Annotated in this window: 11 protein-coding genes; 7 read left to right on the plus strand and 4 right to left on the minus strand. The window is 71.6% G+C overall.

Features of this window, described 5'->3' with window-relative positions:
* Positions 1-11: 11 nt before the first annotated feature.
* From ACZ518_RS13035 to ACZ518_RS13045, 3 genes are all read right to left on the minus strand, one after another.
* Positions 12-152 carry an SPW_0924 family protein gene (locus ACZ518_RS13035; protein WP_405981209.1) on the minus strand — a complete coding sequence of 47 codons (141 nt, stop codon included), beginning with the start codon at positions 150-152 and terminating at the stop codon, positions 12-14.
* Between the two features lie 147 nt (positions 153-299).
* Positions 300-653 (minus strand): hypothetical protein, encoded by a 354-nt coding sequence (locus tag ACZ518_RS13040; protein ID WP_469113109.1) that lies wholly within the window; start codon positions 651-653, stop codon positions 300-302.
* Between the two features lie 45 nt (positions 654-698).
* Complete coding sequence (locus tag ACZ518_RS13045) at positions 699-1,940, minus strand: lytic transglycosylase domain-containing protein (protein WP_469113110.1); 1,242 nt, start codon at positions 1,938-1,940, stop codon at positions 699-701.
* A 146-nt stretch (positions 1,941-2,086) separates the two neighbouring features.
* On the opposite strand from ACZ518_RS13045, the gene ACZ518_RS13050 reads away from it, so the two are divergent.
* Positions 2,087-2,947, plus strand: a complete 861-nt coding sequence (locus ACZ518_RS13050) for a DUF4184 family protein (RefSeq protein ID WP_469113111.1) — start codon at positions 2,087-2,089, stop codon at positions 2,945-2,947.
* A 40-nt stretch (positions 2,948-2,987) separates the two neighbouring features.
* Here ACZ518_RS13050 and polA read toward each other — a convergent pair whose 3' ends face one another.
* The gene (gene polA, locus ACZ518_RS13055) at positions 2,988-5,708 is read right to left on the minus strand and encodes a DNA polymerase I (RefSeq protein ID WP_469113112.1); all 2,721 of its coding nucleotides are present in this window, start codon (positions 5,706-5,708) and stop codon (positions 2,988-2,990) included.
* A 104-nt stretch (positions 5,709-5,812) separates the two neighbouring features.
* Between polA and ACZ518_RS13060 the strand changes: the two genes are divergently transcribed.
* From ACZ518_RS13060 to ACZ518_RS13085, 6 genes are all read left to right on the plus strand, one after another.
* Complete coding sequence (locus tag ACZ518_RS13060; protein WP_469113113.1) at positions 5,813-8,083, plus strand: FdhF/YdeP family oxidoreductase; 2,271 nt, start codon at positions 5,813-5,815, stop codon at positions 8,081-8,083.
* Between the two features lie 51 nt (positions 8,084-8,134).
* Positions 8,135-8,599 carry a PaaI family thioesterase gene (locus tag ACZ518_RS13065; RefSeq protein WP_469113114.1) on the plus strand — a complete coding sequence of 155 codons (465 nt, stop codon included), beginning with the start codon at positions 8,135-8,137 and terminating at the stop codon, positions 8,597-8,599.
* A 56-nt stretch (positions 8,600-8,655) separates the two neighbouring features.
* A complete protein-coding gene (locus ACZ518_RS13070; protein WP_469113115.1) occupies positions 8,656-8,877 on the plus strand; it encodes a hypothetical protein in 222 nt (73 codons plus the stop codon).
* A gap of 921 nt (positions 8,878-9,798) precedes the next feature.
* A complete protein-coding gene (locus ACZ518_RS13075) occupies positions 9,799-11,028 on the plus strand; it encodes a branched-chain amino acid ABC transporter substrate-binding protein (protein ID WP_469113116.1) in 1,230 nt (409 codons plus the stop codon).
* A gap of 108 nt (positions 11,029-11,136) precedes the next feature.
* Positions 11,137-12,066, plus strand: coding sequence for a branched-chain amino acid ABC transporter permease (locus ACZ518_RS13080; RefSeq protein WP_469113117.1), 930 nt, complete (start codon positions 11,137-11,139; stop codon positions 12,064-12,066).
* Positions 12,067-12,071: 5 nt separating this feature from the next.
* Positions 12,072-13,886, plus strand: a complete 1,815-nt coding sequence (locus ACZ518_RS13085; RefSeq protein WP_469113118.1) for a branched-chain amino acid ABC transporter permease — start codon at positions 12,072-12,074, stop codon at positions 13,884-13,886.
* Positions 13,887-13,888: the final 2 nt, after the last annotated feature.

Here is a 13,888-nt window from a genome sequence, read left to right on the forward strand (position 1 = left end):
CCGGGCCTCCTCTACTTTCCGGGCGCGGCGGGCGCGGTGGTGAGCAGCGGTCTGGGCGAGGTCTTGCCCTCCGGTACCCCGGCGGCGGTCACGGCGAGGACGAGGGCGAGCGCGGCGGCCAGCCCGACGGCGGCGGCGGCGAGTGCGCGCACGGCGGAGCCTCCGGAATCTGATGGGTCGTCAGCGGAGGCGTACCGTAGCAACGCGGCGGCGAGATGAGAACCGTCTGGGCCCGCGGGTACGGGCACCGGCCGGCCCGGGTGTCCGTACCCGGGCCGGCGGCTGCTACGAACTCGGGTTCAGGACTGGTCCCAGGCGTCGATGGTGAGCACCTGGTCCGCCGGGCAGGCGGCGATGCGGTCGGGGTGCAGCCTCACGTCGAAGGGTGCGCGGCCGTGTCCGGAGCCGGAGCCGGGCGGGTGTCCGTCCGCGAACAGCGGCAGTACGTCACCGGCGCGGGCGGTGTAGCGGCTGGGGTAGCCGGAGCGCCACAGCTCCTCGGCCCGGCCCGCCCTGACGAGTTCGGCGAGCCAGTCCAGGCCGTACAGGCCGACCAGCCAGTACGCGAGGGTCGCCGCCTCGCGGTCCTCGGGAGTGGCGCGGTCCCGTTCCTCCGGGGTCCCGCGCCAGAGGGTGATGCTCCAGCCGAGCATGCCGTACGTCCTTCCGTCGGTGGTGCGCTCTGTGGGGCGGGGTCCTCAGCCGGCCGTCGCGGGGCTCGGCGTGGCACTCGGCGCGGACGACGGGGTCGCCTTCGCGGTGGCCGTCGGGGTGGGGGCGGTGCTGGGGGAGGAGCTGGGCTTCGGGGTGGGAGCGGGGCTCTGCGTCGGCTTCGTCGACGGCGACGGCGACGGCGTGGGGGTGGGCGTCGTCGACGGCGTCGGGGTCGGGGTGGGCGTCGGAGTAGGCGTCGGGGTGGGGGTGGGCGTCGGAGTAGGCGTCGGGGTGGGCTTCGGCGTCGGCGTCGGCGTCGGCGTGGGCTTCGGGGAAGGGGTCGGGGACGGGCTCGGCTTCGGGTCCGACGGCCGGGGGCCCGCCGGGACACCCGCGCCCGCACCGGCACCCGCGCCGCTGCCGCCCGCGTCCGGGACCTCGTGCGCGCCCTGGAGGTAGTACGTGAACCAGGACCGCACCGTCCGCAGGTACTCCGCGGACTGGTTGTACGACAGCACGGCGCGGTCCAGGCCCGCCCCCGTGCGCAGGTCGCGGTCGCCCGCGCACAGGTAGCGCCCGGCCGCCAGCGCGGCGTCATGGACGTTGTTCGGGTCGCGCCGCCCGTCGCCGTTCCCGTCCTGGCCCCAGGCCGCCCAGGTGGACGGGATGAACTGCATCGGTCCGACGGCCCGGTCGTAGCGGGCGTCGCCGTCGAAGGCCCCGCCGTCGGTGTCGGAGATGTTCGCGAAGCCGTTCCCGTCGAGCACGGGGCCGAGGATGGGGCGCAGGGTGGTTCCGGCGGCGTCCACCTGCCCGCCGCGCGCCTGCCCCGACTCGACCTTGCCGATCGCCGCGAGCAGCTGCCAGCGGAGCCCGCAGCCGGGGTCGTTGGCCGCCACCCGCTGCTCGGCCGCACGGTACGCCGCGAGCACGCTCGCCGGTATTCCCTGCGCGCCCTCCACCACCGGCTGGACCGCCGCCGGCGCCGCGGCCGGCGAAGGCGCGGGCGCGGGCTGCGCCTCGGCGGCCGGCGGCCCGTCGGGCAGAACGACGGCGGGTGGCAGGGGACTTACGAGCGGCGGGAGTTCGGTGAAGTAGGCGGAGTCGCCACCGGAGCGCGGGGCCGCCTGCTGCGGCCGGGCGGCCTCCTCGCCGGACGCCGCCGTCCGCTCCTCGTCGGCGCCCGCCGGGGCCTGTGACGCCGTCATGGCGGCGGCCACCAACGCCGAGACCAGAGCCGCGGCCGCGCCCCTGCGCAGGCCGCGTCCGAATATCCGTGCCGACATGACGGGTCCCCTCCCCTAGACGTCCGCGTGACCCTACGTCAGCTCGCTTCACAGGGCACGCAATGGGCCGCGGAAATTCACCACATCCCCACGTTCCCTCGCAGCTCACGCATACTGTCCGGACGCCGAAAGCCCTAGGGGAAGCAATGCCGTTCACTCTCAGCCACGCGGCCGCCGTACTTCCGGCCATACGCCGGGCCGGGCACGCCCGGGGGCCGCTGGTCGCTTCGGCGCTCGTCCTCGGGTCGTTCGCCCCGGACACCTTCTACTTCGCGGACGCGGTCGTGAACGGCGTGATGGGCTACGGCCGCTTCGCGCACTCCCTGCTCGGGGTGGCCACCGTGGACGCCGTCCTGACCGCGCTCCTCGCGGCGTGCTGGCTGCTGCTGCGTGAGCCGCTGATCGCGCTCATGCCGCGGAACCTGCGGGGCCGGGTGCACGCCTTCGTCCGGGGCGAGCGCTGGCGGGGGCGCCCGGCGGCCGCGCTCGCCCTGTGGTTCTACCTCTCGGCGGTGGCCGGCTCCCTCACCCACGTGCTGTGGGACAGCTTCACGCACCTGGACCGCTGGGGGACGAACGCGCTGCCCTGGCTCGGCGACCCGCTCGCCTTCGGCCTGCCCCTCTACTCCTACCTCCAGTACGGCTCCTCGGCGGTGGCCGCCTGCACGCTGCTCTGGTTCACGGTGAGCGGCCTGCGGCGGCTGCCGGCCGGGCCCGCGCCCGCCTCCGTACCGGTCCTCGGCCGCGCGGAGCGCTGGGGCGCCGCCGCCCTGATCGCCGGCTGCGCGGCCGTGGGGATCACGCTGCGGGTGCTCCGCTTCTACACCTTCTACGACCGCGTCCGCACCCCGCTCGACATCATCCCGACCGTCTGCTTCGGCGCGGGCGGCGGGCTCACCGTCGGGCTGCTGCTGTACGGGGCCCTCGTACGGCTGCTCCACCGCCGCGACCGGAACCGGCCCCGCCACCCGGACCCGGAGACGCGGACGCCCGTCCCCGCCGCCTGAGGCAGGCGGGAGACGGGCGTCCGGGCACCGCGTACGGAGATCAGTGCGCGGCGGACTCCCAGTCGCCGCCGACACCCACCGACACGTCCAGCGGGGCCCGCAGCTCGACGGCCGCGCCCATCTCCCGGCGCACCAGCTCCTCCACCCGCTCCCGCTCACCGGGGGCGATCTCCAGGACGATTTCGTCGTGGACCTGGAGCAGCATCCGGGACTTCAGCCCGGCCCCGGCCAGGGCCTTGTCCACGCGCAGCATGGCCACCTTGACGATGTCGGCGGCGGTGCCCTGGATCGGGGCGTTCAGCGCCATCCGCTCGGCGGCCTCACGGCGCTGGCGGTTGTCGCTGTTGAGGTCCGGCAGGTAGCGGCGGCGGCCGAAGACCGTCGCCGTGTAGCCGGTGGCCCGGGCCTCGTCGACCACGCGCTGGAGGTAGTCGCGGACCCCGCCGAACCGCTCGAAGAAGGTCTCCATCAGCCCGCGCGCCTCGGCCGGCTCGATGTTCAGCTGCTGCGCCAGACCGAACGCGGACAGCCCGTACGCCAGGCCGTACGACATGGCCTTGATCTTGCGGCGCATCTCGGCGTCGACCCGGGAGCGTTCCACGCCGAACACCTGCGAGGCGACGGTGGTGTGCAGGTCCTCACCGGACAGGAACGCCTCGATCAGGCCCTCGTCCTCGGAGAGGTGGGCCATGACGCGCAGCTCGATCTGGCTGTAGTCGGCCGTCATCAGGGACTCGTAGCCCTCGCCGACGACGAAGCCGCGGCGGATGGCACGGCCCTCGTCGGTGCGCACCGGCACGTTCTGCAGGTTGGGGTCGGTGGAGGAGAGCCGGCCCGTCGCCGCGGTGGTCTGGCTGAAGCTGGTGTGCACCCGGCCGTCCGCGGCGATCGCCTTGACCAGGCCCTCGACGGTCACCCGGAGCTTGGCCTGCTCACGGTGCCGCAGCATGATCACCGGCAGTTCGTGGTCGGTCTGCGTGGCCAGCCAGGCCAGGGCGTCCGCGTCCGTGGTGTAGCCGGTCTTCGTCTTCTTCGTCTTCGGCAGGTCCAGCTCGCCGAAGAACACCTCCTGGAGCTGCTTGGGCGAGCCGAGGTTGAACTCGTGGCCGACCGCCGCGTGCGCCTCCTTCACCGCCTGCTGCACGGCGCCCGCGAACTGCTGCTCCATGCCCTCCATGTGGTCGCGGTCGGCGGCGATGCCCGCCCGCTCCAGCCGGGCCAGCAGCTCGGAGGTGGGCAGCTCCATCTCGTGGAGCAGCTCGACCGCGCCGACCTCGGGCAGCTTCGCCGTGAACGCGTCGCCCAGGTCCAGGACCGCCCGGGCCTGCGCCATCAGCGCGTCCGCCTCGGCGGTGTCGTCGGCGCCGAAGGCGAGCTGGCCGTCGGCGGCCGGCGGCTGGAGCTCACGGCCCAGGTACTCCACGGACAGCACGTCCAGCGCGAAGGAGCGCCGGCCCGGCTTGACCAGGTAGGCGGCGAGCGCGGTGTCCATGGTGACGCCCGCCAGGGTCCAGCCGTGCTCGGGGAAGACCCGCATCAGGCCCTTGGCGTTGTGCACCACCTTGGGCCGCGCCGCGTCGGCCGCCCAGGCCGCGAAGGCCCGCTCGTCGGCCTCGTCCAGCGCGGACGGGTCGAACCAGGCGGCCGCGCCGCCCGCCGAGGCCAGCGCGATCTCGCTGACGTTCCCCGTGCCCAGCATCCAGCTGTCCACGGTGGACACGCCCAGCGGGCCGCCCGCGTGCTCCTGGAGCCACGGCGCGAGCTCGCCCGCGCCCAGCACCGAGCCGTCCAGCTCCACACCCGCCGCCGGGGCGGGGGCCTCCGCCTCGGCCGAACCCGGGTCCACGGCCAGCAGCCGCTCGCGCAGCGAGGCGTTGCGGATCTCCAGCACGTCCAGCACCCCGGTGACCGCGGTGCGGTCGTACGGGGCGCGGGCCAGGTCGGCCGGGGTCTTCGGCAGCTCCACGTCCTTGACCATCTCGGTCAGCACCCGGTTGAGCTTCACGGCCTCCAGGTGGTCCCGGAAGTTCTGCCCGGCCTTGCCCTTGACCTCGTCGGCCCGCTCCACCAGCTCCGCGAACGACCCGAACTGGGTGATCCACTTCGCGGCGGTCTTCTCGCCCACACCCGGGATGCCCGGCAGGTTGTCCGACGGGTCGCCGCGCAGCGCCGCGAAGTCCGGGTACTGCTGCGGGGTCAGCCCGTACTTCTCCTCGACCTTCGCCGGCGTGAACCGGGTCAGCTCGGAGACGCCCTTCGTCGGGTACAGCACCGTCGTGTGCTCGGAGACCAGCTGGAAGGAGTCCCGGTCACCGGTGACGATCAGCACGTCGAAACCGAGGGCCTCCGCCTGCGTCGCCAGCGTGGCGATCACGTCGTCGGCCTCGAAGCCGTCCACCGCGAACCGCGGCACCTTCATCGCGTCGAGCAGCTCGCCGATCAGCTCGACCTGCCCCTTGAACTCGTCCGGGGTCTTCGAGCGGTTCGCCTTGTACTCGGGGAACTCCGTCGTGCGCCACGTCTTGCGGGACACGTCGAACGCCACCGCGAAGTGCGTCGGCGCCTCGTCACGCAGCGTGTTCGCCAGCATCGACGCGAAGCCGTAGATGGCATTGGTCGGCTGGCCCGTGGCCGTCGTGAAGTTCTCCGCGGGCAGCGCGAAGAACGCCCGGTAGGCCAGGGAGTGCCCGTCCATGAGCATCAGGCGGGGGCGGTCCGCTGCGGTCGGCTGGTCGGTCTTCTTCGATGCTGTCTCTGCCACGCCCCCGATCCTAGGCGCCCCCACCGACAAATCCGCCGTCGGCGATGTCGGCGGAGCGTGACAGGATCGGAGGTGCACGCGAATACTGCTCGAAGGGGAGCGACATGGCCACGAAGCCGCCCGCAGGTGATCCGGTACAGGACGCGCCGCACGTCGGCCCCCCTCAGCACGCCGCGGCGGGCCTGCCCGCCATCGCGCACACCCTGAAGATCGCGAACGAGCAGATGGGGCTGGCCCGCACCGCGCGGACCCTCCTCAAGGTCAACCAGAAGGACGGCTTCGACTGCCCCGGCTGCGCCTGGCCCGAGGGCGACAAGCGGCACACGGCCGAGTTCTGCGAGAACGGCGCCAAGGCCGTCGCCGAAGAGGCCACGCTGCGCCGCGTCACCCCCGGCTTCTTCGCCGCCCACCCGCTCCCCGAGCTCGCCGCCCGCAGCGGCTACTGGCTCGGCCAGCAGGGCCGCATCACGCAGCCGATGTACCTGCCCGAAGGCGCGGACCGGTACGAGCCCGTCAGCTGGAAGAAGGCCTTCGCGATCATCGCGGAGGAGCTCGGCGCCCTCGCCTCCCCCGACGAGGCCCTCTTCTACACCTCCGGCCGCACCAGCAACGAGGCCGCGTTCCTCTTCCAGCTCTTCGCCCGCGAATTCGGCACCAACAACCTGCCGGACTGCTCCAACATGTGCCACGAGTCCTCCGGCTCCGCACTCGGCGAGACCATCGGCATCGGCAAGGGCAGCGTCTCCCTCGAAGACCTCCACCGCGCCGACCTGATCATCGTCGCCGGACAGAACCCGGGCACCAACCACCCCCGCATGCTCTCCGCGCTGGAGAAGGCCAAGGAAGCCGGCGCGAAGATCATCTCGGTGAACCCGCTGCCCGAAGCCGGCATGGAACGGTTCAAGAACCCCCAGACCCCCCTCGGCATGCTCAGGGGCACCCCCCTCAACGACCTCTTCCTGCAGATCCGCATCGGCGGCGACCAGGCCCTCTTCCGCCTCCTGAACAAGCTCGTCATCGAGACCGACGGCGCCCTCGACGAGGACTTCATCCGCGACCACACCCACGGATACGACACCCTCGCCGCCGCCGCCAAGGACGCGGACTGGGACGAGACCCTCACCGCCACCGGCCTCACCCGCCCCGAGATCGAACGCGCCCTGGCCATGATCCTGGCCTCCGAGCGCACCATCGTCTGCTGGGCCATGGGCCTCACCCAGCACAAGCACTCCGTCGCCACCATCCGCGAGGTCGTCAACCTCCTCCTGCTCCGCGGCAACATCGGCCGCCCCGGCGCCGGCGTCTGCCCCGTCCGCGGCCATTCCAACGTCCAGGGCGACCGCACCATGGGGATCTTCGAACGCCCCGCCCCCGCCTTCCTCGACGCCCTCGACGAGGAATTCGGCATCACCTCGCCCCGCGCCCACGGCTACGACGTGGTCCGCTCCATCGAGGCCATGCGCGACGGCAGGGCCAAGGTGCTCTTCGCCATGGGCGGCAACTTCGCCGGCGCCACCCCCGACACCGACGTCACCGAAGCCGCGATCCGCCGCACCGCCCTGACCGTGCACGTCTCCACCAAGCTCAACCGCTCCCACGTGGTCACCGGCCGGCGCGCCCTGATCCTGCCCACCCTCGGCCGTACCGACAAGGACGTCCAGAAGAGCGGCCGCCAGTTCGTCACCGTCGAGGACTCCATGGGCATGGTCCACGCCTCCCGCGGCAACCTCGCCCCCGCCTCCCCCCACCTCCTCTCCGAACCGGCCATCGTCGCCCGCATGGCCCGCGCCGTCCTCGGCACCGCCTCCAGGACCCCCTGGGAGGAGTTCGAGAACGACTACGCGGCCATCCGCGACCGCATCGCCCGCGTCGTCCCCGGCTTCGAGGACTTCAACGCCCGCGCCGCCCGCCCCGCCGGCTTCCAGCTCCCCCACGCCCCCCGCGACGAACGCCGCTTCCCCACCAAGACCGGCAAGGCCAACTTCACCGCCGCCCCCGTCGAGTACCCGAAGGTGCCCGCCGGCCGGCTCCTGCTGCAGACCCTGCGCAGCCACGACCAGTACAACACCACCATCTACGGGCTCGACGACCGCTACCGCGGCATCACCGGCGGCCGCCGCATCGTCATGGTCAACCCCCAGGACGCCGCCGAGCTCGGCCTCGCCGACGGCTCCTACACCGATCTCGTCGGCGAATGGAAGGACGGCGTCGAACGCCGCGCCCCCGGCTTCCGCGTCGTCCACTACCCCACCGCACGCGGCTGCGCCGCCGCCTACTACCCCGAGACCAACGTCCTGGTCCCCCTCGACTCCACCGCCGACACCAGCAACACCCCCGCCAGCAAGTCCGTCGTCGTGCGCTTCGAACCGGCCTGATAGAACGACCCCAGACACCGGTTAACGATCGTTGACGAACGGAGCACGCACATGGCCGACGAGCAGCAGCACGCCGTGAAGTTCCCCCAGGAAGTCCTCGACGAGTACGCGGCCCTGGGCATAGACCTGCCCGCCCTCTTCTCGGCGGGCGCCCTCGGACAGCGCATGGACATCCAGATCCTGGAAGCCTCCGCCGAACGCGTCGTCGCCACGATGCCCGTCAAGGGCAACACCCAGCCCTACGGACTCCTGCACGGCGGCGCCTCCGCCGTGCTCGCCGAGACCCTCGGCTCGGTCGGCGCCATGATGCACGGCGGCAGCAAGAAGATCGCCGTCGGCGTCGACCTCAACTGCACCCACCACCGCGGCGTCCGCGACGGCCACGTCACCGGCACCGCCACCCCCGTCCACCGCGGCCGCTCCACCACCACCTACGAGATCGTCATCACCGACGACCAGGACCGCCGCGTCTGCACCGCCCGCCTCACCTGCCTGCTGCGCGACACGGACTCTTAACACCCCGGCCGGTACGAGCCGTTGTGCCGCCCCCGGCGCCGGTCTAGCGTTCCCGCATGGGATCCGGACCGGCGCCGCGCGGCGCCACGGCCACACACGGGACGACGGCACTCCTCACCACCGGCCCCCGCGCCGAACAGCGCACCGAGGGCACCGCCGCCGCCCGCGAGAGCGCCGCCCCCGAGCGCGCCGCCCCCGAGCGCGCCGCCCGCGACGCGGAGGCCCGCTGCGCCGAGCGCCACCGCTCGGGCACCCCGACCGGCGGGCCCCGGCAGTGAGCGCCGGCATCGGCCCGGTGGAACCCGGCGAGGGCACCGGGGACGGACAGGGCCCGCGCAGGGGTCCGCGTACGCCCCGAGCGGACTGGATCCGCTCCCGCTACGCCCGCCACCGCAGGGCCGTCCTCTCCGTCGCGTCGGCCGCCGTACTGGCCGCGGCCGCCGCCCGCATCTACGCCACGCGGCCCGAGCCGCCGCGGCCCGAGGTCCCGCCCGCCCCCTCGCAGTCCCTGTCGCTCACGTACGGGGAGCCGGTGGAGCCGGCGCCCGAGGGAGCCGCCTTCGCGTTCACTGTGCGTGTGCGGACGGCGGGCGGACCCGCCGTCACGGTGGAGCGGATCGGGCAGCCGTCCCCGGCGCTGGGCGTGACGATCCGGCCACCGCTCCCGGCCACGGTCGGTGCGGGGGAAGTCCGCGAGCTCTTGGTTCTCATTCAGGCAAAAGACTGCGTGCATGTAGCACGGAATTCGGGGCTCCCATTCCTGGAAGTGACCCTGAGTAATGGATTCCAGAAAGAGGATCACAGTTACATCCCCGGTGACCGATATGCCAGAGATCTTTCTGCCGCCCTGACCAGGGCCTGTCCCGAAGCCCGAGACACGGCCACCGCCGGGCCGTCATGAGCAAAAACCCCCAGAGTCCTGGCGTGACAGGACTCAAACCGCCCGATGGTCCTGCCCCGTCTCACCATGCGGACAAGACGAACCGGCCTGAATTCCCCCGTTCCACCCGCCGCGAACCGCTATGTATTACGCCGTGGCATAACAAGAGAGTCACATCATTGGCCTCAGCCCTCCATATAGGCCGATGAGCCGCCTAGAGTCACGGCCAGTTACCGCGACCGCCGGATTTCCTCAGTTCGGTCCCCGCGTTCGACTCGACGCGTCCCACGGGGGACGCGGCGCCAGGAAAGGACTGATCGTGCGTTCTCGTCAGCTCATCGCCGTGACCGCCGCCCTCGCCGCGGGCGCTCTCACTCTCACCGCCTGCGGCTCGCGCGACGACAAGGGCGGATCCACCGGCGACGGTGGCACCACCGTCGTCATCGGCGTCGACGCCCCGCTGACGGGCGACCTCTCCGCCCTCGGCCTCGGCATCAAGAACTCCGCGGACCTCGCCGCCAAGCAGGCCAACGAGAAGAAGTACGTCAAGGGCGTCACCTTCAAGATCCAGGCCCTCGACGACCAGGCGCAGGCCTCCTCCGGCCAGCAGAACGCCACCAAGCTCACCGCCGACAAGGACGTCCTCGGCGTCGTCGGCCCCCTCAACTCCTCCGTCTCCGAAGCCATGCAGAAGGTCTTCGACGACGCGAAGCTGGCCCAGATCTCCCCGGCCAACACCAGCCCCTCCCTGACCCAGGGCCCCAAGTGGGCCGAGGGCCAGAAGACCCGCACCTACAAGAGCTACTTCCGCACCGCCACCACGGACGCCATCCAGGGCCCGTACGCGGCGCAGTACCTCTTCAACAAGGCGGGCAAGAAGAAGGTCTTCATCATCGATGACAAGAAGACCTACGGCGCCGGCCTCGCCGGGACCTTCAAGGGCGAGTTCACCAAGCTCGGCGGCCAGGTCGCCGGCGAAGGCCACATCGACCCCGAGTCCAAGGACTTCTCGGCAATCGTGACCCAGGTCAAGAGCTCCGGCGCCGACGTCGTCTACTACGGCGGCGAGTACCCGGCGGCCGGCCCGCTCAGCAAGCAGATCAAGGCCTCCGGCACCAACATCCCGCTCGTCGGCGGCGACGGCATGAAGGACAAGAAGTACGTCGAGCTCGCCGGTGCCGGCGCCCAGGGCGACCTCTGCACCTCCGTCGGCGCCCCCGTCGAGAGCCTGGCCTCCGCCAAGGAGTTCGTCGACAACTACAAGAAGGCCGGCTACAAGGACGACTACTCCGCCTACGGCGGCTACTCGTACGACTCCGCCTGGGCCGTCATCGAGGCCGTCAAGAAGGTCGTCGAGGCCAACAACGGCAAGCTCCCCTCCGACGCCCGCGCCAAGGTCCTCGAGGCCGTCCAGGGCGTCAACTTCGAAGGCGTGACCGGCAAGGTCTCCTTCGACGAGTTCGGCGACGCCACCAACAAGCAGCTCACCGTCTACAAGGTCGACGGCGACGACTTCAAGACCGTCGAGTCCGGCACCCTCGCCGGCTGACCTCCCACCGGCTGACCCCCTAGCCCTCACCCCTCACCTGCCGCGCGGGGCGCGCACCATGGCGCCCCGCGCGGTGTCACATCCGTCGAAAGACTCGGAGGACCTGCGGTGCACGAACTGCCGCAACAGCTGGTCAACGGCCTGCTACTGGGATCCATGTACGGGCTCGTCGCCATCGGCTACACGATGGTCTATGGCATCGTCCAGCTCATCAACTTCGCCCACGGCGAGATCTTCATGACCGGCGGGTTCGGAGCCCTCACGGTCTGGCTGATGCTCCCCGGCGGCACCACCATGTGGGTGGCCCTGCCCCTCATGCTCATAGGCGCCATCATCGTCGCCACCCTCATCGCCGTCGGTGCCGAACGGTTCGCCTACCGGCCCCTGCGCAGCGCCCCCCGCCTCGCCCCGCTCATCACCGCCATCGGCCTCTCCATCGTCCTCCAGCAGGTCGTGTGGGCCTGGTACCCCGACGCGAAGTCCTCCGTCGTCTTCCCCGAAATCCCCGGCGGCCCCTTCCACCTCGGCAGCATCACCATCCAGACCGGTGACGTCTTCCTGCTCCTCGCCGCCCCCATCTCCATGGCCTTCCTCGGCTTCTTCGTCAAGAAGACCCGCACCGGCCGCGGCATGCAGGCAACCGCCCAGGACCCCGACACCGCGAAGCTCATGGGCATCAACACCGACCGCATCATCACGGTCGCCTTCGCCCTCGGCGCCGCCTTCGCCGCCGTCGGAGCCGTCGCCTACGGCCTCAAGTACGGCGAAGTCAACTACCGCATGGGCTTCATCCTCGGCCTCAAGGCCTTCACCGCAGCCGTCCTCGGCGGCATCGGCAACATCTACGGCGCCATGATCGGCGGCATCGTCCTCGGCCTCGCCGAAACCCTGACCACCGCCTACATCGCCGACGTACCGGGCATGCAGCAGCTCGGCGGCCAGTCCTGGGGCAACACCTGGGCGTTCGTACTCCTCATCCTCGTACTCCTCTTCCGGCCCCAGGGCCTGATGGGCGAGCGCGTGGCGGACAGGGCGTGAGAACCATGACGACCACCACAGACACCACGCCGCAGACGGCGGCCACCGGCCGAGCGGGAATCTCCCTCCCCGAGAAGACCGCCCGCGCCCTCGCGACCGCCGGCGGCGCCCTCACCGCCCTGTCCTGCTTCCTCGCCTGGACCTGGACCTCCGCCTTCCCCGGCGACCTCACCGTCTACGGATACCCCGGCGGCCTCCAGTGGCTCGTCCTCGTCGGCGGCGCCCTCACCACCCTCTTCGGCCTCAGCTCCTACGGCATCAAGGGCCTGCGCTGGATCGCCCCCGCCGGAACCGACGCCGCGATCAAGCTCTGCGCCCTCGGCACCCTCCTGACCGTGGCCTACACCGCCTGGGCGATCAGCAACACCCTCGGCGGCCTCGTCAACCTGGAGCCCGGCGGCTTCGTCGCCATCGTCACCGCGCTCGCCGCCTACCTCGGCGCCCGCTCCCTCCCCTTCGAGCGCCCCGCCACCGAGCTCGCGGACCCCGAAGACAGCTGGTGGGAGCAGACCAAGCACAACATCGGCAACAGCTGGGCCGTCACCAAGGCCGCCCACGCCAGCGGCACCCCGAAGCCGGCCCGCGCCCTCCCGGCCTACGCCGAGATCCTCATCATCACCGCCGTCCTCGCCGTCGCCCTCGGCGTCTTCACCTACGGCGTCACCACCCCCTACCAGGAACTCTTCATCGGCTTCCTGATCACCGCCGGCTTCGGCTTCACGGCCCTCAACAAGGCCGGCCTGGTGGCCCGCTTCACCGCCCTCACCAACAAGCACCGCAACGTCGCCCTCGTCGGCGCCTTCGTCGCGGCCGCCGCCTTCCCCCTCACCCAGACCGACGACCAGTACGCGACCCTCGGCGTCAACATCCTCATCTTCGCCACCGTCGCCCTCGGCCTGAACATCGTCGTCGGCCTCACCGGCCTCCTCGACCTCGGCTACGTCGCCTTCCTCGGCGTCGGCGCCTACACCGCCGCCCTGGTCTCGGGCTCCCCCAACTCCCCCTTCGGAGTGCACCTCCCCTTCTGGGCCGCGATCCTCCTCGGCGCGCTCGCCTCCATGGTCTTCGGCGTCCTCATCGGCGCCCCGACCCTGCGCCTGCGCGGCGACTACCTCGCCATCGTCACCCTGGGCTTCGGAGAGATCTTCCGCATCTCGATGAACAACCTCGACGGCGTCTCCGGCCCCGACCTCACCAACGGCCCCAACGGCGTCGCCGGCGTCCCCAACGTCGACCTCTTCGGGTTCGACTTCGGCGCCACCCACAGCATCGCCGGAATCGCCGTCGGCCGCTTCGCCAACTACTTCCTGCTGATGCTCCTGGTCACCCTCATCGTGATCATGGTCTTCCGCCGCAGCGCCGAATCCCGCATCGGCCGCGCCTGGGTCGCCATCCGCGAAGACGAGACCGCCGCCGAAGCCATGGGCATCAACGGCTTCCGCGTCAAGCTCATCGCCTTCGCCCTCGGCGCCACCCTCGCCGGCCTCGCCGGAGCCGTACAGGCCCACGTGAACTACACCGTCACCCCGGACCAGTACGTCTTCGCCAACGCCGTCCCCCCGAACTCCGCCTTCCTCCTCGCGGCAGTCGTACTCGGCGGCATGGGCACCATCTCCGGCCCCCTCGTCGGCGGCGCCCTCCTCTTCATGATCCCCAACAAGCTCCAGTTCCTGGGCGAGTACCAGCTCCTCGTCTTCGGCATCGCGCTCGTCATCCTGATGCGCCTGCGCCCCGAAGGCCTCATCCCCAACCGGCGCAACCAGCTCGAACTCCACAAGGACCTCGAAGCGCCCACAGTCCTCGGCAAGGCAGGGGCCTGATC

It is taken from the genome of Streptomyces sp. NPDC033966, from assembly GCF_055575955.1.